At 47.7% G+C, this 20,975-nt stretch carries 15 protein-coding genes; 13 read left to right on the top strand and 2 right to left on the bottom strand.

The window, feature by feature from the left end; all coding sequences use genetic code 11:
* Positions 1-86 precede the first annotated feature (86 nt).
* From ACFQY8_RS05470 to glnA, 11 genes are all read left to right on the top strand, one after another.
* On the top strand, positions 87-1,394 hold the full coding sequence (locus tag ACFQY8_RS05470; protein WP_377938883.1) for a DivIVA domain-containing protein: 1,308 nt from the start codon (positions 87-89) through the stop codon (positions 1,392-1,394).
* Position 1,395: 1 nt separating this feature from the next.
* A complete protein-coding gene (locus ACFQY8_RS05465) occupies positions 1,396-1,986 on the top strand; it encodes a signal peptidase II (RefSeq protein WP_377938882.1) in 591 nt (196 codons plus the stop codon).
* Positions 1,987-2,931: an RluA family pseudouridine synthase gene (locus tag ACFQY8_RS05460; protein ID WP_377938881.1), complete on the top strand. Its 945-nt coding sequence runs from the start codon at positions 1,987-1,989 to the stop codon at positions 2,929-2,931.
* Between the two features lie 20 nt (positions 2,932-2,951).
* Positions 2,952-6,500 (top strand): DNA polymerase III subunit alpha, encoded by a 3,549-nt coding sequence (gene dnaE, locus ACFQY8_RS05455; RefSeq protein ID WP_377938880.1) that lies wholly within the window; start codon positions 2,952-2,954, stop codon positions 6,498-6,500.
* Positions 6,501-6,596: 96 nt separating this feature from the next.
* Complete coding sequence (gene hisD, locus ACFQY8_RS05450; protein WP_377938879.1) at positions 6,597-7,991, top strand: histidinol dehydrogenase; 1,395 nt, start codon at positions 6,597-6,599, stop codon at positions 7,989-7,991.
* Positions 7,992-9,152 carry a histidinol-phosphate transaminase gene (locus tag ACFQY8_RS05445; protein ID WP_377938878.1) on the top strand — a complete coding sequence of 387 codons (1,161 nt, stop codon included), beginning with the start codon at positions 7,992-7,994 and terminating at the stop codon, positions 9,150-9,152.
* Positions 9,152-9,751, top strand: coding sequence for an imidazoleglycerol-phosphate dehydratase HisB (gene hisB / locus ACFQY8_RS05440; protein WP_377938877.1), 600 nt, complete (start codon positions 9,152-9,154; stop codon positions 9,749-9,751). The genes ACFQY8_RS05445 and hisB overlap by 1 nt, the downstream gene beginning before the upstream one ends.
* A 65-nt stretch (positions 9,752-9,816) precedes the next feature.
* Positions 9,817-10,455 carry a hypothetical protein gene (locus ACFQY8_RS05435; RefSeq protein ID WP_377938876.1) on the top strand — a complete coding sequence of 213 codons (639 nt, stop codon included), beginning with the start codon at positions 9,817-9,819 and terminating at the stop codon, positions 10,453-10,455.
* Between the two features lie 75 nt (positions 10,456-10,530).
* Complete coding sequence (hisH, locus tag ACFQY8_RS05430; RefSeq protein WP_377938875.1) at positions 10,531-11,178, top strand: imidazole glycerol phosphate synthase subunit HisH; 648 nt, start codon at positions 10,531-10,533, stop codon at positions 11,176-11,178.
* Positions 11,179-11,188: 10 nt separating this feature from the next.
* Positions 11,189-11,932, top strand: a complete 744-nt coding sequence (gene priA / locus ACFQY8_RS05425; RefSeq protein ID WP_377938874.1) for a bifunctional 1-(5-phosphoribosyl)-5-((5-phosphoribosylamino)methylideneamino)imidazole-4-carboxamide isomerase/phosphoribosylanthranilate isomerase PriA — start codon at positions 11,189-11,191, stop codon at positions 11,930-11,932.
* Positions 11,933-11,944: 12 nt separating this feature from the next.
* Positions 11,945-13,282 carry a type I glutamate--ammonia ligase gene (gene glnA / locus ACFQY8_RS05420; protein ID WP_377938873.1) on the top strand — a complete coding sequence of 446 codons (1,338 nt, stop codon included), beginning with the start codon at positions 11,945-11,947 and terminating at the stop codon, positions 13,280-13,282.
* Positions 13,283-13,345: 63 nt separating this feature from the next.
* Here glnA and hrpA read toward each other — a convergent pair whose 3' ends face one another.
* The gene (gene hrpA / locus ACFQY8_RS05415) at positions 13,346-17,431 is read right to left on the bottom strand and encodes an ATP-dependent RNA helicase HrpA (protein WP_377938872.1); all 4,086 of its coding nucleotides are present in this window, start codon (positions 17,429-17,431) and stop codon (positions 13,346-13,348) included.
* The gene (locus ACFQY8_RS05410; protein ID WP_377938871.1) at positions 17,428-18,111 is read right to left on the bottom strand and encodes a class I SAM-dependent methyltransferase; all 684 of its coding nucleotides are present in this window, start codon (positions 18,109-18,111) and stop codon (positions 17,428-17,430) included. Before ACFQY8_RS05410 ends, hrpA begins: the two co-directional genes overlap by 4 nt.
* Positions 18,112-18,295: 184 nt before the next feature.
* Between ACFQY8_RS05410 and hflX the strand changes: the two genes are divergently transcribed.
* Entirely contained in the window at positions 18,296-19,810 is a 1,515-nt protein-coding gene (gene hflX / locus ACFQY8_RS05405; RefSeq protein WP_377938870.1) for a GTPase HflX, read from the top strand.
* 149 nt (positions 19,811-19,959) lie between these two features.
* Entirely contained in the window at positions 19,960-20,922 is a 963-nt protein-coding gene (locus ACFQY8_RS05400) for an L-lactate dehydrogenase (protein WP_377938869.1), read from the top strand.
* The last annotated feature ends 53 nt before the right edge of the window (positions 20,923-20,975 follow it).

Raw genomic sequence — 20,975 nt, 5'->3', positions numbered from 1 at the left:
GACACTTTCAGCGAACGTGGTAAAATAGAAAAGAAAATGTAAACGAGTGGCTCTGATGGAGCCAAAAAGTGAGGTGAAGAGCTCCTATGGCCCTTTTAACACCACAAGACATTCAGAACCATACCTTTCCGACGGTTCGTTTCAAGGAAGGTTATGATATCGACGCTGTGGATGACTTCTTGGATGAGGTTGTCGTAACTGTTGAATCTTTAGGATCTCAGGCAGTTACCAGTGCTACAGCTTCTTTGGGCACTGATGTAGCTCCATTGAACAATAAGATTGCTGAACTTACTGAAGAAAATAATAAGCTGCGTGAAGACGTCAAGGCGGCTGAAGCGAAGGCGGCGCAAGCATCTGAAGAAGGTCAGAATGTTGCCTCTGAACAGTTGGCAGCAGCTAATGCAGCAAATGAGAAGGTTGAGACACTCAGTGCTCAAAATACCCAGCTAAAAACTCAAGTCGATCAGCTTAATGAGCAAATTGACCAGCTTACTGCACAAGCTGCTGAAGGCGGAGATGCAGCGAAGGCTTTGAACGATCAGCTTGCTGCGGTAAAGCGCGAACGTGATGAATATATTAAAAACGGTGAGGCTCTCCGCGCTGAACTTCAGGATGCGAATGCAAAGCTTAACGAGGCACGTACGGCACTTGAGAAGACTCGGTCCGAAGCACAATCTGCCGCTGGAAGCGTATCTGAGAAGGATCAGCAGCTTACAGCTCTTCAGGCACAAGTTGAGAAGTTAACGTCTGAGCTGAACGCTTCTCGTGAGCGTGAAGAAAGCTTGCGTCAGCAGGTTTCTTCATTAGAACCAAGCTCTGAGACTGGAAGCCTTCAAAAGATTTCTACAGCAGGACAGGAAGCTTCTACCGAGCCTGAGCGTGCTACTGCAATGCTTGCTTTGGCTATGCAACTTCATGATCAGTACGTTGATAAAGGTAAGGCACAGAATGCAGAGCTCATCGCAGAAGGTGAAGCAATGCGCGATAAGCTTCAGCGCGAAGCAAACGAGTATGACAAGACTACACGCGCAAACGCTGATGCATACTCCACAAAGACCCGCAACGATGCAGATAACTACTCTTCTGTGACACGTAATGAAGCTGATGAGTACTCGCAGAAGGTTCGCTCTGAAGCTGATGTGTATGAGACTCAAGTACGCAAGACTGCTGATGACTATTCTGCGAAGACTCGCACAGATGCAGATAACTACTCTCGCCAGGTTAAGGATAAGCTCTATGCTGATTCCAAGGTCATCGAGGGGAACATTGAAAGTCTCAAGCAGTTCGAGTCTGATTATCGTTCTCGCTTGACTCAGTTCCTCGGTGAGCTATCTGCACAGATTTCTGAATCTAATAATTACGAGAATCGCACTGAGTCAGAGGAAAATAAGTAAAGTGTCCTCACACTCGTTGAGACGGTCTCGCTGGCGCGTGACCGTCTTTGTTTCTGTCTTGCTCGTTCTTGTTACAGCTGATCAAGCGACCAAAGCGTTGGCGAAAAGGTTCTTGACTCCACAATCAGATATCTCTGTGATTGGTCATTTTATCCGACTAACGCTTCTGCATAACTCTGGTGCCACGATGAGCATCGGAGCAACGCGTACGTGGGTTATTTCGCTTTTTGCCATACTCGCGTCTGTATGCGTGATGTGGATTGGTCTGAAGACGCAATCTTTATGGTGGGCAATTACTGCAGGAATGACTTCAGCCGGAGCGTTAGGTAATGTCATCGATCGGATAGTGTACGCACATGGTTTTATTGATGGGGCAGTAGTCGATTTTATTAATTACGGTCCTTTTGTGGGAAACGTCGCCGATATTGTATTGACCATTGCAGCGATTGCCATTGTCGTCGGTGTATTACGCGCAGAGAGGTTCGGTATCACTCGTATAGATAGACTTCTCTATAGCGAAGATGCAGAAAAGTCTCAGCATGAGAAAACTGAACCAGGACAAAGAATCGAGGAAAACGGGAGAAACAAGTAAATGGATGGTATGGTCCCTGCTCCAGATGCACTTGTAGGAAAACGCTTTGACGTTGTCATTTCTAAGATGATGGGAATATCCCGGTCTGCCGCTAGCGCTCTCATCGATTCCGGTCAAGTCACGCTTGTAGGACGTACGAGCGATAAAGCAGCAAAACTCGCGCTCAGCGACTTCATTGATTTTAATCTTGAAAAAGAGCATGAGCATGTTGAGCCCATAGATAATGACATGCCGCTCATCTATGAAGATGATGATATCGTCGTAGTCGATAAGCCAGTAGGTGTGGCTGCGCATGCTTCAGTCGGCTGGACAGGACCAACGGTGCTTGGTTCACTTTTGGCGCGCGGGGTGAAGATTACGCACTATGGAGCGGCTGGTAGACAGGGAATAGTGAGCCGTCTTGATGTAGGTACAAGCGGTCTGATGCTCGTCTGTAAGTCTGAATTAGCATACAAGGAAATGCGTCGTCAATTTTCTGAGCATGAAGTCGTTAAGACGTATCATGCTGTCGTACAAGGTAACCTCAAGGAGGATAAAGCAACTATTGAGGCACCAATCGGCCGAGATAAAGTTTCCGATTTTCGATTTACTGTGACTCCGGCAGGCAAAGAAGCAATTACCCACTGGGACGTTTTAGAACGTTTTGGTGAAGCGACGTATGTGAAGGTCAACTTGGAGACGGGGCGTACGCATCAGATTCGTGTCCATTTTTCCTCCATCGGCCATCCTCTTGTGGGCGACCCTATGTATGGAGCCAACCCAAAACTCAGCGAGATTACAGGACTTGAGCGACAGTGGTTGCACGCGATGAAACTTGAATTTAGGCATCCACGGACCAAAGTATGGACGACTGTTGAGTCCAACACTCCGAATGATTTGCGTCAAGCTTTGGAAACCTTACGAGAGCGTTCTTCTGAGCGAAAAGGGCATGATAATCTTCCGTAGCCCCGACTAAATTAGTATGCATGTCTTCTGTGGTGAATCCTTCTGACTTTGTTCATTTGCATGTGCATACTCATTATTCAATGCTCGACGGCGCTGTACCGGTAGATAAGCTTATCAAAGAGGTAAAAGCTCAAGGACAGACTGCAGTAGGAATTACCGATCACGGAAATATGCATGGTGCCTATGAGTTGTGGTCCACAGCTGTCAGTCAAGGTGTGAAGCCACTTGTCGGTATCGAGGCATATATCACGCCTGGTACATCACGCTTTGATAAGTCCCGCGTACGATGGGGGACAGAAGCTCAGCGAAGTGACGACGTTTCTGGTGGTGGCTACTACACCCATATGACCTTACTTGCTGAGACTGATACAGGTCTGACAAACCTTCTCAAAGCTTCGTCGGAGGCGAATTTGGAAGGTCTCGTCTCTAAGTACCCGCGTATGGATCGAGAGATTTTAAGCCGCCATGCAAAGGGCGTCATCGCAACTACCGGATGCCCTTCAGGTGCTGTTCAAACCCATTTGCGACTTGGGCAGTTTGACGAGGCATTGCGTGAAGCAAGTGAGCTTCAAGATATTTTTGGCAAAGATAATTTTTATGTAGAACTAATGGACCATGGCTTGCCCATCGAGACAAAGGTACGCAAAGATCTTCTAGACATCGCAAAAAAAATTAATGCGCCACTTGTCGTGACGAATGATTCACATTATGCTACAGCGCAGGACGCAGAAGCGCAGGACGCTTTGCTTTGCATCAATTCTGGAGACCGATTAACGAATCCTAATCGTTTCCACTTTGATGGAACAGGCTACTACATCAAGTCCGCTCAGGAAATGTATGACCTTTTTAAGGAGTTTCCACAGGCATGCCGCAATACCGTTGAAATTGCAGAACGTTGCAACGTCATTTTTGACGATCATCAAGATGGTGCTTTCATGCCTGAATTTAACTGTCCTGAAGGATGGGATGCGACCTCTCTGTTCTTGAACAACGTTCAAGAAGGCTTAGTTAAACGCTATCACGGTAATATTCCTGAGGACGTTGCTCGTCAAGCTGATTATGAGTGTGGCGTTATCTGCCAAATGCAGTTCTGCGGCTACTTCTTAGTGGTGGCAGACTATATTCAATGGGCTAAAGATAATGGTGTCATGGTAGGGCCTGGTCGTGGATCGGCTGCAGGGTCGATGGTGGCGTATGCTTTGGGAATCACTGAGCTTGATCCATTGAAGCATGGTCTCATCTTTGAGCGCTTTTTGAACCCAGAACGTGTGTCTCTGCCTGATATTGATGTGGACTTTGACCCTGTGGGGCGTATGCGCGTACTCGAATACGTTGCGGACAAATACGGGCACGATAAGGTTGCTCAATGCGTTACCTATGGAACTATTAAGACGAAGCAGGCTCTCAAGGACTCTGCACGAATCATGGATTATGACTTCTCCATGGGTGAGCAGATGACGAAAGCGCTTCCGCCAGCAGTGGGTGGTAAAGATATTAGTGTCGCCGATATCTTCAACCCACAATCCAAGCGATATGAGGAAGCGCAGGAGTTCCGCAACCTGTACGAGTCCAATCCTGATGTACAAAAAATTACGAAAAAGGCGATGGGTATCGAAGGATTGATACGCCAAACGGGTGTGCACGCATGTGCGACCATCATGGCGTCAAACCCAATTACGGACACTTCACCGCTGCTACAGCGTACTGATGGTACGGTTACAACGACATTTGAATACCATACATGTGAAACTCTTGGTCTTGTGAAGATGGACTTTTTGGGTCTATCGAACTTGACTGTAATACGTGATACATTGAGCAACATCGAACGCAATGGCAAGGAAACTTTCGATATTAAGTCTGTGCCTATCGACGATAAAGAAACGTATCAGTTACTTGCTCGCGGGGATACTTTAGGTGTGTTCCAGCTCGATTCTGATGGTATGCGTAGCCTACTAAAATCGCTCAAACCGGATAACTTTAATGATATTTCTGCACTTATTGCTCTGTATCGTCCTGGTCCGATGGATGTCGATTCTCACAATAATTATGCAAAGCGCAAGAACCATTTGCAGAAAGTTGCTCCGATTCATCCCGAGGTAGCTGAGGCTCTTGCACCAGTTCTGGATGAAACCTATGGTCTTATCGTGTACCAAGAGCAGGTACAGTCTGCTGCACGAATTCTTGCAGGCTACTCGCTTGGTAGGGCAGATGTATTACGCCGAGCTATGGGCAAGAAAAAGCCTGAAGTGCTTGCGAAAGAGCAGGTTCCATTCTTTAAGGGGATGGAAGAGCATGGGTATTCGCGTGAGGCAGCGCAGGCAGTATGGGATATCTTTGTTCCGTTTGCAGGGTACGCGTTTAATAAAGCACACTCAGCAGCATATGGTCTTGTCTCATACTGGACTGCCTATCTCAAAACCCACTATCCAGTGGAATTTATGGCTGCATTACTGGAGAACGCAAAGAACGACAAGAATAAAACTGCGCTTTATCTCGGTGAAGCACGCCGCATGGGTATCCAAGTACTTCCTCCAGATATCAATGAATCCCAGCTTCAATTCTCTGCAGTTGGCGATGTCGTACGTTTTGGTCTTGCTGCTATCCGCAACGTTGGCGCAGATCGTGTGCAGGAGATAATTAGTGAACGAGAAGGGGAGAAAGGCAAGTTCGTCAACTTCCTTGACTTTATCAATCGAGTGCCTCTCAATGCGCTCAACAAACGTATGGTAGAGTCGCTTATCAAGGGCGGAGCATTTGACAATACTGATGGTAACCGTCGTGCCCTTGTCACGATCCATGAAGAGGCAATTGATCAAGTAGTACCGGTGCGCCGTAAGGAGGCTGAGGGACAATTCGACCTCTTTGCAGGTCTTGACGGAGATGATGCTCCTAGTGGAGTTACCGTTCAAATTCCTCATATTGAGGAGTGGGATAAATCCACGAAGCTCAATTTTGAGCGTGAAATGTTGGGCTTATACGTTTCAGACCACCCGCTCTCTGGCATGGCGAGTGTTTTGGCGGGGATGCGTGATATGTCTATAGCTCAGTTGCTCAACGCTGCGTCAACTATGGAGGCACGCACGCGCGTTACTATTGCAGGACTTATCACAAATGTCGAACGGAAGATTTCCAAAAAAGGCAATCCATGGGCGATTATCACGGTCGAGGATATGGAAGCCTCCGTGCAGTGTCTTTTCTTTGGAAAAGCATATGAAGCGCATGCTTCTGAACTCAACATTGATACTGTTGTCCGCGTGACAGGTTTTGCGGAGGCGCGTGATGAAGTAGTATCTGTACGTGCTCAAGATATGGAAGTTCCTAAGATTGATGACGTAGATACTTCTACCGTGATGATTACTCTGCCAGAGTCTGTCCTTCGTCAAGACCGTATGGATAACCTTGCTCGGCTTATTAAGGCTCATCCTGGCTATAGTGAAGTTAAATTGACAATAGTCCACGGTGACGGATCTGTGTCGGTTGTCACTATGGGGGACGATTTTAGAGTTGCAAAAGATGCAGGTTTGTTTGGGGAAGTGAAGATGATGTTTGGTCCACGATGCATCGCGTAATACTGTAGGACTTAAATTTCGACGACTTATCCCAGTTTATGAGATTTTTAATAATATTAAGGCTTGCTTACAGAATGAGGTGACTAAACTCGAACTATGACAGAACCAATTATTAGAACAATAGATTTGCGTGGCACGAAGTTGTCTCGCGCGCAACTGCTAGAAACCGTTCCTCGTGCACAGATGGGTGTAAGTCAAGCTGAGGAGCTTGTGGCGCCGATTCTTGAAGAAGTGAAGTCGCGAGGGGCTGCGGCGTTGCGAGATTATGCAGAAAAGTTTGACCACGTCCGTCCTACGTATTTACGTGTTCCTGTAGAGGCGATGAATAAGGCACTTGAAGAGCTTAAGCCACAGGTACGTGCTGCTATAGAAGAGTCGGTGAAGCGCATCCGAGCTGTATGCAAGTCGCAGGTGCCATCTGACTTCTCTACAGATTTGGGTGAAGGCGCACGCGTATCCCAGCGCTGGATTCCTGTAGAGCGTGTCGGTCTCTATGTTCCAGGTGGTAAGGCTGTATATCCTACATCCGTTATTATGAATGCGGTACCGGCGCAAGCGGCTGGCGTAGAGTCTTTGGCTATTGCGACTCCGCCAAGCGCAGATAATCCTGACGGTTTTCCTAACGCTACAATTCTTGCTACATGCGCTATCTTAGGTGTAGAGGAAGTATATGCTGTCGGCGGTGCGCAGGCGGTAGCTATGTTTGCTTATGGAGCTGCTGGAAGTGAGCCGCAAGATGGCGAGGTCTTGTGCGAGCCTGTAGACATGATTACCGGTCCAGGAAATATCTTTGTCGCTACAGCGAAACACATGATTTCAGGTATTTGTGGCATCGACGCTGAGGCTGGTCCATCGGAAATTGGCATCATTGCAGACTCTACAGCACGTCCTGATTTCCTCGCTGCAGATCTCATGGGACAGGCAGAGCATGATGAATTAGCTGGCGCAGTGCTCATTACAGATGATGCTAATCAGGCAGCTCGTGTGGTTGAAGAGCTTGAAAAGCGTGTGCCGCGGACGAAGAATCGAGACCGTATGACTGCAGCATTGCATGGTACGCAGTCTGCGATAGTTCTCACCGATAATCTCGATATGTCTATCGACGTTGCAAATGCTTATGCAGCAGAGCATTTAGAGATACATACCGTGCATGCTGATGACGTCGTTAAGCGTATACGCAATGCTGGTGCAATTTTCCGTGGTCCATACTCCCCAGTTCCGCTGGGAGACTACATGTCAGGATCTAACCATGTTCTTCCTACTGGTGGCACTGCACGTTTCCAGTCTGGTCTTGGCGTCCATACCTTTATGAAAGCTGTAGAAGTTATCGAATATGACGAAGTTGGATTGAAGGATCTCGCTCGTAAAGTCAATGATTTTGCTGTCTCTGAAGATTTGCCGGCGCATGGTGAGTGTGTCTTAACTCGCTTTGTCAGCGATCCATACGACAAAGAAACATTGGCACAGCAGGAAGACCAGGCAGGGTTATAAATGGCTATTCCTGCGACTGTTCCTCTACGTAATGATTTGCTCGATGAGGAGCCATATGGGGCTCCTCAGCTTGACGTACCAGTATGCCTTAATGTCAATGAGAATCCATATGAGCCGAGCGCTGCTGTTATCGATTCCATCGTGAAGCGTGTGCGCCAAATTGCTTCTACGCTGAATCGTTATCCTGACCGTGAGCATGAGCAGTTGCGTGCAGCTCTCGCTGAGTATCTGAAGAAAGAGACGGGTGTAGACGTACCGCCTTCTCAAGTGTGGGCGGCTAACGGTTCCAATGAGATTATGCTCCAGCTTTTCCAAGCGTTTGGCGGTCCCGGGCGTACTGCATTGAGCTTTGCACCGACATACTCCATGTATCCGGAGTATGCGCGAGATACGTTTACGACGTGGCATATGACCTCGCGTAAAGATGACTTTACCGTAGACGTCGATGCAGGTATTGCTGAGATTAAACGTATACAGCCATCTATGGTAATTATTACCAGCCCGAACAATCCGACAGGTACCCCTATTGATGTCAGCGATATCGAGCGTATCGTCGCTGCGTGTCAGCATGTTAGTGTAGCTGATGCAGATGAAAGTGCGCACCCGATTGTGGTAGTCGATGAAGCATATGCTGAGTTTAGACGACCTGGTGTGACGTCGGCTCATACATTGCTCGCGCGTTATGACAATGTGGCTGTTTCGCGCACCTTATCCAAAGCATTTGCATACGCTGGAGCTCGCGTTGGGTACATTGCAGCCTCTCAGGGAATCATTGATGCGCTGCGTATCGTTCGTATGCCGTATCACTTGAGCGCTCTCACTCAAGTAGCCGCTTTAGCAGCACTTGAGCATACTGACGAGCAGCTCAGTCAGGTAGAGCATTTGCGTCGTACGCGTGAAGATACCGCGGCGTGGTTGGCACAGCAGAAGTATCACGGGCATGAACTCGCTGTCGCTCCAAGTGATTCTAATTTCATTTTGTTTGGGCGTTTTGATAATCGTCATCTTGTCTTCGAAAAGCTCTTGCAGCGAGGAGTTCTCATCCGCGAAGTAGGTCCCGATGGCTATGTGCGTGTATGTATGGGTACTGATGATGAGATGAATACTTTCAAACGAGAACTTACTCATGTCCTCCATGAGCTTGATGAAAGTGGGGAATAATGGCACGTACAGCCACGATTAAACGTGAAACGAGTGAATCGTCGATTGAACTTACACTTAACCTTGATGGTAGCGGTAAAGCTGATATCGATACTACAGTGCCGTTTTACAATCACATGCTTACAGCTTTGTCTAAACATTCGTTAATTGATATGACAGTTAAAGCACATGGAGATACGGACATTGATGCTCATCATACGGTTGAAGATGTGGCAATTGTATTTGGCGAGGCTCTAAAGCAGGCGTTGGGAGACAAGAGAGGGATTGTACGCTTCGCTGATGCACTTGTGCCGCTCGATGAAGCTTTAGCACAGGCAGTAGTTGATATTTCTGGTCGCCCTTATGCAGTGTGCACAGGTGAGCCTGAAGGCTTTGAGTATGCCATGATTGGTGGGCATTTTACTGGTTCTTTGGTCAGGCACGTGATGGAATCCATTGCTTTCCATGCTGACATGTGCTTACATATGCGTGTATTAGCTGGCCGTGACCCGCACCATATAGCGGAGGCAGAGTTTAAGGCTCTGGCGCGGGCTCTCCGTCAGGCAGTTGCTCTCGACCCGCGTGTTGACGGTATCCCAAGCACGAAGGGCGCTTTATAATCCTCAAACTTCGCTACTGTACGCTTAATATGTGTGTATGAGGAATTTGCGTTTAAGGTAGAGTTATGACTGATGAGAACGAATTAAATGATGATCAAGTCAATGCTGTGTTTGCAGATCTAGAGAAGCAGTTTGATGCCGATTTCGGCAAAGAACTTGATGACAATCTCACAGACCATTACTCACTTGACCCTCACTTTGATGAGGAACTTGCGGGGCTTCTGGGAAGCAAAGCAAAAATTGCCATTCTTATCACGCAAATAGTCGATGCAAAATTCCTCGCTGCACTGTGTTGCATATGTGATATTGATGCCTTATCAGTAGGTTTCCCAACGGGAGCTGGTGCCATTATGCATAAAACAGATGGGCAAGCTCCCGAAGAAGCAGCACGTGATTTGTCCGACGTCATGGCAGGCTTGTCTGTTATCGCATGCGTCAATCGTGCCGATAAGATTAGCGCTACTCATTGGTATGACGGCAAACAGGCTCAAGACTTTGCGCCACCTATGCTTTTCGCTTCCCTTGACAGCAGTATCGAAGACCTGATGATTGGCGCACAGACGGTAGATGACATGGATGTACTTGGCTATCCGCATGTCGAGTCATCAAGCTTTGCAAGCCATGATGAAGCCTTGACATATATACGTACCTTAATGACGCCGCGCGCTGGAACATCGTATGACGGAGATGACGCTGAACGCTGATAGAGACAAAGATAGATACTAAACATCTGTTTGAGAGGCCGTTGGTGGTGAGCCTGTACGAGAAAGAAGATGTGTATGACTCCTCATATCGTCGTATTTGATTATGGCTTTGGAAATGTTCGCTCAATGGTGCGTGCTTTACTGAATGTTGGCGCACATGTCGAGTTAACGAATGACATAGATACGTCGATTCATGCTGATGGATTAGTCGTTCCCGGCGTTGGCGCATATGCTGCGTGTATGGCAGGACTTCTTGAAGCCTTTGGCGACGATGTCGTTTATACTCGAATCTCCCGCAACTTGCCAGTACTTGGTGTTTGTGTCGGTGAGCAAGTTATGTTTAATGAGGGCAATGAGCGCGGAGCCCAATGTGCCGGGTTGGGGCTCATCGGTGGATGCATTGAAAAACTTGCAGCACCCGTTGTGCCGCACATGGGGTGGAATACAGTTTGCTCTCCAGATGATTCACACCTTATGCGCGGAATTGAGAATGAGCGTTTTTATTTTGTACATTCTTATGCTGCGCACACCAACACCGACAAGGCGTATCACGACGACGTATTTACTCAGGAGTATGAAGAAAAAGTTACCACGGCAACCTATGGGTCTGATACTTTCATTGCGGCAGTTGAGAAGGGTCCTCTTACAGTGACACAATTTCATCCCGAGAAATCAGGTCACGCTGGAGCGAAGCTGTTAACAAATTGGATAGAAACTTTCTAGGAGACATATCGTGACGACGAGTTTGACACTTCTTCCAGCAGTTGACGTACGAGACGGGAAAGCAGTCCGTCTGCGCCAAGGGGAATCTGGATCGGAAATGGACTACGGTACTCCTTTCGACGCCGCGCTCAATTGGGTAGAGCAAGGAGCACCGTGGATTCATCTAGTGGATCTTGATGCAGCTTTTGGCACAGGAGACAATAAACATCAAGTTCGTGAAATCGTTGAGAAACTTGGTAATCGCGTGCACATTGAGCTTTCTGGTGGTATACGCGATGATGCTTCCCTTGAAGCAGCACTCGATGCCGGCGCAGCACGTGTCAACATAGGTACGGCGGCATTGGAAAATCCGCAGTGGACAGCTTCCGTGATACGCAAATTCGGCGAGAAGGTCGCAGTAGGGCTTGACGTGAGAGGCACGACACTCGCTGGTCGAGGGTGGACAAGTGAAGGTGGAAATCTCTTCGACGTTATTGAACAGCTTAACGAAGCGGGGTGCGCACGGTACGTTGTCACCGATGTAATGCGCGATGGTATGATGGCTGGGCCAAATATTGATTTACTCCGTGAAGTCAGCGAGTATACTGATGCCCAAGTTACAGCCTCTGGCGGTATCTCAAAACTCGACGATTTGCGTGATATCGCAGCTATTGGAGGCGGAGTAGATGCCGCTATTTTAGGCAAATCGCTCTATGCAAAAGCATTTACTCTTGACGAGGCGCTCGTGTTAACACAAGACGTAACAATTGTTTGAGAGAATTGACATATGAATAAACAGCAAGAATTTGCGTTGCGCACCATCGAAGAGCGCGACATTCGTTTCATTCGTTTGTGGTTTACCGATGTTCTCGGACAATTGAAGTCTGTGGCTATCGCACCGGCAGAATTGGAAGATGCTTTTGAAGAAGGTCTTGGCTTTGATGGTTCTGCCATTGAAGGTCTGACTCGCGTGTCTGAAGATGATATGATCGTCCGCCCAGACCCCACGACATTCCAAGTACTTCCTTGGCGAGGAGGTCCGCAGGGGACAGCACGTATGTTCTGCGATGTCTTGACTCCTGAAGGACAGCCATCGCTGGGGGACCCACGCTTCGTTCTCAAGCGCACACTTGAGCAAGCGAAAGATATGGGCTTTACATTCTATGTTCATCCTGAAATTGAATTCTACTTGTTTGAACCTCAAGATGACTATTCTAAGCCTCCTGTCCCTATTGATGCGGGTGGATATTTCGATCATGTGCCACGCAGCTCGGGAATGGACTTTCGTCGTGCTGCTGTCAATATGCTTGAGCAGATGGGTATTTCAGTGGAGTATTCTCATCACGAGGCGGGTCCTGGACAAAACGAGATTGACCTGCGCTATGCAGATGCGCTTGCCATAGCTGATAACATTATGACTTTCCGCACCGTTATTAAGGAAGTCTCTCTCGAACGTGGTATTCACGCAAGCTTTATGCCAAAGCCTCTTGCTCATCAGCCAGGTTCTGGTATGCATACTCACTTGAGCCTTTTCGAAGGTGATGCGAACGCGTTCTACGAAGCAGGTCAAGAGTTCAACATGAGCCAAACTGCGCGTCAATTTGCGGCGGGCATTATGAATCATGCTGCAGAGATTACCGCTGTGACAAATCAGTACGTAAATTCCTATAAGCGCCTGTGGGGTGGAGCAGAAGCTCCAAGTTATATTTGTTGGGGGCACAATAATCGCTCGGCGTTACTGCGCATTCCACAGTACAAGCCAGGTAAGGGCAACTCTGCTCGGATGGAATTCCGCGGTCTTGACCCTGTAGCAAACCCATATTTGGCGTATTCTGTACTTCTTGCTGCAGGTCTGGATGGAATTAAGCAAGGTATGGAACTTGGCGAGCCGACAAGCGATGACGTATGGGAGCTGACAGATCTTGAGAGGCAGGCGATGGGTATTCAGCCTCTCCCAGATTCGTTAGACACTGCGCTCAAGGTGATGGAAAAGTCGGATTTCGTTGCATCCGTTCTCGGCGAGCACGTGTTTGAGTACTTCTTACGGAATAAACGCAAAGAATGGGAAGAGTACCGCATGCAGGTTACGCCATATGAGCTTCAGGAGTACTTACCTCGTTTGTAGCGAAGTATATGCATACACTTGTGTAGGTGGTGCAGCTCACCCTTTTTGGGGATATTTAAGCGTTTATGCAATTGATTTGCGTAAACGCTTAATGCTAATAGGGTAAGCGGTGCCATATTCTTGTGCCCAGAGGGACACAAGAAATTCTTCATACATCCAACGTGTACGAGATGCACTCTTGAGAGCCTCGTCGTGAAGTGGTCCCGCTGGTGCCTTGTCGGCATGCGATTGCGTTGTTGCGACTATAGATTGAGCTTCGTCGGCTTCCCATGCCCACTGCACATCGCGATCACGATTTGTTTTTGCTTTTTCGATACGCATGACGTCTGCCTGCAAATAACGTTTGATACGTGGCAAATACTCTGATGGTGTATCGGCAATAAATCCCTCGTAGACGAGAGAATTGGCGTGCGTGCGTACTGATTGAAGGACGGAGAGGAGCGGCAAATCGGCTTTACCGGATACAAGAGCTTCGACGTTGCCATAAGCTTGCATAATCCCTATGACGTCATGCGCTACGTCATATACTGTATCTTCAAAGCGATTGACGATACCAGCAATGCTGTCGGAAAGTTCAACCTCAGTGGATATCGAATCGATGTGAGGAAGCAGACGCTTGACGGCGGCGTACTGCATATCGGTAATCATGTCCTCGGCATTCTTATATGGTGCAGTTGCAAGAATGAGAGCCTCATTTCCAAGCCACCTGGAGCGGATGCGTTCTGTTGGCAGTTTTACTGTTTCTAGAGCGCTATCCCACAGTATTTGTGCGCGTGTTCTCATCGTTGCTCCAGAATTGGAGAGAAGATTTGCTCGCTTGACATCCTTTCCTTGAGCTTTTGCAGCTTTTGCTTGGCGCGAGATAGTATTCTTCGCACTTGCTTGTGCCTTATCAGCAAATCGTTGCTGTAATTCTTCCAGCGATTTAGACGTGCCTAAGACATGAGATTTACGCTTTACATGGCCACGAGCATCGCGTAACGTGTCAGTTTCAATAGTGAAATTGAGTCTCGTGAAAGATGGGAGACGCTTTAATTGCTCGTCTGAGAAATCTTCAGGATGTAATTGCGCATGAGTGACTGAAATGGCTGCTTGGGTAAAGACATGTGTGAAATCGGCAATTTGTGCATCGAGTGCTTCATGAGTTCCCGGAAGTGCCGGATAATGCTCATCTATCCAAGCACGAATCTTTGCAGCAGTATTTGGAGCAGGGACGAATTGGACACGCAGAGCTTTCGGAAGCGACTTAATCGTATGAAGAATTAAGTCATCGAGGAGACCAGGAACGTTCCATGTAAAATCAGACGCATTGACACGCAAAAGTGCAGAGAGCGGAATATGGACCGTCACACCATCAATGTCAGAATGAGGATCATACACATAGCTAAGCTTGAAAGAGAACTTTGAGCCATCCGTCCCACGGACATGCCAACGGTCAGGAAAATTGCTTAAGCTTGCCGAATCGCTGTCAGCAAGACGTTCTACTTGAGAAGGATCAAAATCGAGTAGGTGCGGATGCTGGCTGTGCTCGTTTTTCCACCATTGCGCGAGCTCGGTTACATTCGTCACATCGCGGGGGAGTACTCGATCATAAAAGTCATAAAGGTCTTGGTCGTTGACAGTATCCGCAATTTGCCGAGTACGATGAATCTCTTCTACAGCATTTTCGAGGATATCGCGATTCTTTGTAAGAAAATCGTCAAAAGTAAATCGACGTGTAATATCTCCTTCAATAAGTCCTTGTCTAATGAGTAAATCACGTGCCTCACTTGGATTGATACGTCCCCATTGTACTTGCTTATCCGAAATGATTGGTAAGCCATAAAGATGAATAGTTGCGCTCGCTACAGCTGCGCCAGCTTTTCCTGACCAATGAGGTGCACCATACGATGTGCGAGTTAGGTCTTTCGCAAAATCGTATGCCCATTTCGGATCGATAGCAGCGCTCATACGAGCCCACAGGCGTGAAGTCTCTATGAGCTCACTTGTCATTACCCATGCAGGCGTCGTAGATGACACGGCGGAAGCAGGGAAGAGCGCGAAATGAGTGCCTCGCGCGCCTTGGTACTCATTCTTTGCGAGTTTTTGAGCGCGTTTCATTGCGCGAATGCGCGCTGTCCCTTTGAGACCAGCAAATTGCGACGCTTTAGGCTCGTGAATTACTTGCATGCCCAGAGAAGACAGTAGCCCCGACAGCATAGTGTGATGAATAGTTTCTCCGTCCCATGTACACGCTAATGAACTCGCTGGTTGGTTTCCTTGCGGCAGAGAAGCTATATCTTTTCCTGGTCTCTTGAGAGGACTTACAGCACCGACACCCCATTTTTGCTCGCTGCACAAGTGGACGAGCTGCTGGTAGAGATCTTGCCACTGACGCATGCGCAAAAAATTGATGAATTCTGCTTGGCACAGTTTTCTTAACTGTGAGTGTGACAGTCGAGATTCACGCTCAAAGAAGTAGACCCACAAATTAAGTATAGTGAGAAAATCGGAGGTCTTATCTGTAAAACGATTGTGGATGCGGTCCGCCTCATCGCGAGCTTCTTCAGGACGTTCGCGCGGATCTTGTAAGCTGAGGAACGATACAATTGCGAGTATTGCCGCCAAAGTATCTGGGGTAGTTCGGCTAGCTTCGACCACCATGCGCGCTAGGCGTACGTCAAGCGGAATTCGAGAAAGCTGCCGTCCAATTTTCGTCAAAATTACATCAGAGTGTTTCTGAATAGATTTCCCGCGCGAGCGGACTTTGGTACGTTTTATAGCGCCTAATTCCAGAAGTTCATTAAAACCATCACTAACTGCGCGCATATCTGGAGAGTCAATGAAACCAAAATTAGTAATATCGTGAGCGCTATGTGCCACTCCAATGGCAAGCATCTGGAGCACAACTGAACCTAATGAAGTACGCAGAATCTCTGGGTCGGTAAACTGAGGACGTGACTCAAAATCATCAGATGAGTATAAACGTATAGCGATACCATCGGCAATGCGTCCGCAACGCCCTGAACGCTGATTCGCACTAGCCTGAGAAATTGGCTCAACGGGAAGACGCTGGACTTTTGCTGTCTTTGAATAGCGAGAAATACGTGCGAAACCAGGGTCTACCACATATCGAATTCCAGGAACAGTCAGGGACGTTTCTGCCACATTTGTCGCTATAACGATGCGTTGATGCGTATGCTGCTCAAACACCTTATGCTGATCTTTCGCACTTAATCGAGCGTAGAGAGGAACAATTTCAATCCCATCGCTTCGGCGAAGATTGTTTGCACGGGGGCCAAAGTAGCGAGAAATTGCGTGTGCATACTCTCGGATATCACGCTCGCCGGCAGCAAAAACTAAAATATCCCGAGCGCCGGTGGTGTGGGTGGAGTGCACTACAAGTTGAGCACATGCGCGTGCTACTGCACTAGACACTGCCATATCCTCGTCAAAATCGGTCGAGTCATCCACGTCGTCATTAGCAGATGAGTTCGAGCTTGAAGCTGATGAGATGATTCCAGAAATATTTTGTACAAGTACTGGCGCAGATCCGACTGGTTCATAGATAACTTGGACAGGAAAAGTCCGTCCGCTGACCTCGATAACGGGGACCTCTTTACCCGTCGCACGTGCAAAATGCTCTTGGAACTTCTGTGAATCAATCGTTGCTGATGTAATGATGAGCTTTAAATCGCGTCGTTGAGACAAAAGAGAGGTAAGGTACCCCATGAGAAAGTCGATGTTTAGACTTCTCTCGTGCGCTTCATCAATCATGATAGTGTCGTATGCTGAGAGCAGTGGATCTCGTTGAATGTGCGCAAGCAAGATACCATCGGTAGCTATGACAAGACGTGTGTGCGAAGAACTTTCGTCCGTGAAACGTACACGATATCCTATATCCTCACCGAGTTTTGTGTCAGTCTCTTCAGCGATGCGTTCAGCAACGGTGCGCGCAGCGATGCGTCGAGGCTGCGTGACGATAATCTTCTTCCCATGCGTCCCGCGCCCCATTTCGAGGAGCATTTTTGGAATTTGGGTGGTCTTACCTGAACCAGTTTGCCCCGAAACAATAACGACTTGTGAAGAAAGAATGGCACGGACAATCTCGTCTCGAGCATTGCTGACAGGGAGAGTATCTGGATAATGAAAAGTGAGAGTAGGATTCATCGAGTGCGTGTCACCTCAATAATGCGATATCCCTTTGCAGATGCGAACTTAGAAACACTAAATCGAGACGAATGAGAATCATCGTTAAGATGCTTATCCAGCCATGTCATCAATGAGTCTGCGCCTAAGTGTTTTTGAACGACCATATAAGCAACGCCGTTGACTGCAAGGCGAGGTAGATATGTCATGAGTAAAGTATGTAGGGCATCCTTGCCTACGCGGATGGGAGGATTTGACCAGATGAGGTCAAACTGCGTATCTGCCCATTCGCGACCGTACGTAGATGTAAAACTTTCTGCGGTACCTGCTCGAACGTTCTTAAAGCCAGCAGCGGCAGAATTGAGAGTGGTCAGCTCCACTGCGCGCTCATTGACGTCTAAAGCCCAAATGGTAGCCTCAGAGGGAGCCTCACGTGCAAGGCCTAAGGAGAGCGGCCCCCACCCGCATCCCATATCGAGCATGTGGACAGAGTGTCCAAGAATATGAGATGTCAGTGAAGACGGAGAAGGCACACGATCAAGAAGTACCTTCGTGCCTAAATCTAAACGGTGGGTAGAAAAAACGCTATTGGAAACAACAACGGTATACTCGTGACCGCGTATAGTGATACCGAGGCTACGACGAACATCTTGCGTGTCAGGATGTGCATCAAAATATTGCTGTGTCTTTGTATCTGCCATGTGCGCCACCCATACGAGAAAATTATTCGTGAAATACACGAGCAAGCTATATCTATAACGAAAATAAGTTTACCCTACGGTACTCACGAAGATTATATGAGCAAAATTCTTGAGTAATTCAGAATAAAACTCAGCAAAGTTCACGCGACATAGATACACCGATATAGGTACACTAAAAAGATATATGGCAGAAACTGAAATTTTTAATGAGAATCGTAAGAGCATTCTTAATGACGATTCGTTCTTAACCGAGCACTCTGAAGTCCTGCTTGACAAGAATGTAGGCAATGTAGCCGCGCAGAAAGTTCAAGGATTAGAGGGGCAGCTTGACTGGGAAGAACGAGAAGGAAGAAATAAACTTCGTCATGTAACTGGTCTTGGTGAGCTTCACGATATCACTGAAGTTGAATACCGAAAAGTGCGTCTTGAACGCGTTGTGCTTGTAGGAGTGTGGTCAAGTAGAGAAATCACGCTCAATCAGGCTGAGGAATCTTTGCGTGAGCTAGCTGCACTTGCACGTACAGCGGGTGCGGAAGTTATGGATGGTGTGCTCCAGCACCGTCTCAAGCCTGATGCTGCCACCTACATCGGCTCTGGAAAAGCACGTGAAGTAGCAGGTATCGTCGCTGCGACAGAATCTGACACTATCATTGTGGATGCTGATCTCCCACCAAGTCAGCGACGTGCGCTTGAAGACGTTACGAAAGTACACGTCGTCGATCGAACGGCGGTAATTCTAGATATTTTTGCTCAACATGCAACGAGTCGTGAGGGAAAGGCGCAAGTGGAGCTTGCGCAGATGGAATACATGCTTCCACGACTGCGAGGTTGGGGTGGCTCATTGTCCCGTCAAGCTGGAGGTCAGGCGGCCGGGCAAAACGGTGGTATTGGCTCTCGAGGTCCAGGCGAGACAAAAATTGAGCTTGATCGTCGAGTGATACGGACACGCATGGCGCTCCTTCGTAAGCAGATTGCTCAGATGGCTCCTGCGCGCGAAGTCAAACGAGGAAGTCGACACCGTCAAGGCCTAGCCACCGTTGCTGTAGTGGGGTATACGAATGCGGGCAAGTCGTCACTGATTAATCGGCTTACCGGCTCGAGTGAGCTTGTAGAAAATGCGTTGTTTGCGACTCTGGATACGGCTGTGCGAGGAGCGAAGACGTCTCAAGGACGTGCATTTACATACGTGGATACAGTGGGATTTGTACGCAAACTTCCTACTCAGCTGATTGAGGCTTTTAAATCTACCCTAGAAGAAGCAGTACAGTCGCACGTCATAGTACATGTCGTCGATGCATCTCATCCAGATCCATTTTCGCAGATTGATGCGGTGAATGCAGTACTTAAGGATATTGACTCTATCGCAGGTATTCCGACTGTTATCGTTTTCAACAAGATTGATTGCATCGACAGTCAGACTTTGGAAAGATTGAAAAACCTTGCACCTGATGCTTTCTTTGTGTCTGCCGCGACAGGTGAAGGAATCGGTAAGCTGAATGCCCATGTGCAGTCTTTGCTTCCGAAACCTCCTGTGGAAGTGGAAGCGATAGTACCTTATGTGAATGGAAATTTAGTTTCGAAAGTGCGTGAATTTGGGCAGGTAGATGCCATTGAGTATCGCAATGAGGGAGTGTATGTGAAAGCGCATGTGGATAGTGCTTTGGCGTCTGCGATTTTGAATGTTTCCTTGCCTATGTGATTTTCTAGATGATTGTGATATAGCTCTCAGTGTAACTGCATTGATAGGGCTGATATAGTGAGTGGGAAGTAGAGCGGGTCGAGTATTCTTAGGTATCGAAAATTCATTTCTTATGGACGAAGAATTATCCATGAAAGAAGGGTTCCAGAATGGCATTTTCGCCAGTTAAGCCAACTAAGCTTGCTATCATCGGCGCAGGCGCTGTAGGTTCTACCGTCGCATTTGCGGCAGCACAGCGCGGTATCGCTCGTGAGATTGTGCTTGAGGATATTAATTTAAAGCGCGTTGAGGCTGAAGTTCTCGATATGCAGCATGGGTCGAGTTTCTATCCGACAGTTTCTATTGATGGTTCTGATGATGTCGAGATTTGTCGTGATGCTGATGTCGTTGTTATCACTGCAGGTGCACGTCAGCAGCCAGGTCAGTCTCGTCTTGACCTTGCGGGCGCGACCATCAACATTATGAAGCACATCATCCCTGATGTCGTCAAAGTTGCGCCAAATGCAATTTATGTACTTATCACTAATCCAGTGGATGTAGTGACACAGGTTGCTTTGAAGCTTTCGGGTCTTCCAGCAAATCAGATGTTCGGCTCTGGTACAAACCTTGATTCTGCTCGTCTTCGTTTCCTTATCGCAGAGCAGACTGGCGTTAATGTAAAGAATGTTCATGCATATATTGCAGGTGAGCATGGTGATTCTGAAGTGGCTTTGTGGTCTTCTGCTACCATCGGTGGTGTTCCTATGCTTGACTGGACTCCGCTTGACGGTCATGAACCATTGACTGCTGAGGTCCGTGAGAAGATTCATCAGGATGTCAAGAATGCGGCATACAAGATTATCGATGGTAAGGGTGCTACGAACTACGCTATCGGTATGTCTGCTGTTGATATCGTTGAGTCTATTTTGAAGGATTCTAACCGTATTCTTCCAGTGTCATCTTTGCTGGATAATTTCCATGGTATTTCTGATGTATGCTTGTCTGTCCCAAGCGTATTAAACCGTAGCGGTGTGAATACTCGCCTTAACACTCCATTGAGTGACGGTGAGCTTGCAGCTCTGACTCGTTCTGCGGAGACGTTAAAAGCAACTGCGGCACAGTTTGGTTTCTAATTTAATTGTCGCTTAGGTAGCTTACGTAATAAATAATTGGTGGAGACTTTCTT

The organism is Alloscardovia venturai, assembly GCF_042676605.1.
Classification (GTDB): domain Bacteria; phylum Actinomycetota; class Actinomycetes; order Actinomycetales; family Bifidobacteriaceae; genus Alloscardovia; species Alloscardovia venturai.
The sequence above is the reverse complement of the archived record's forward strand: the minus strand, read 5'-3'. Positions and strand labels throughout refer to the sequence as shown.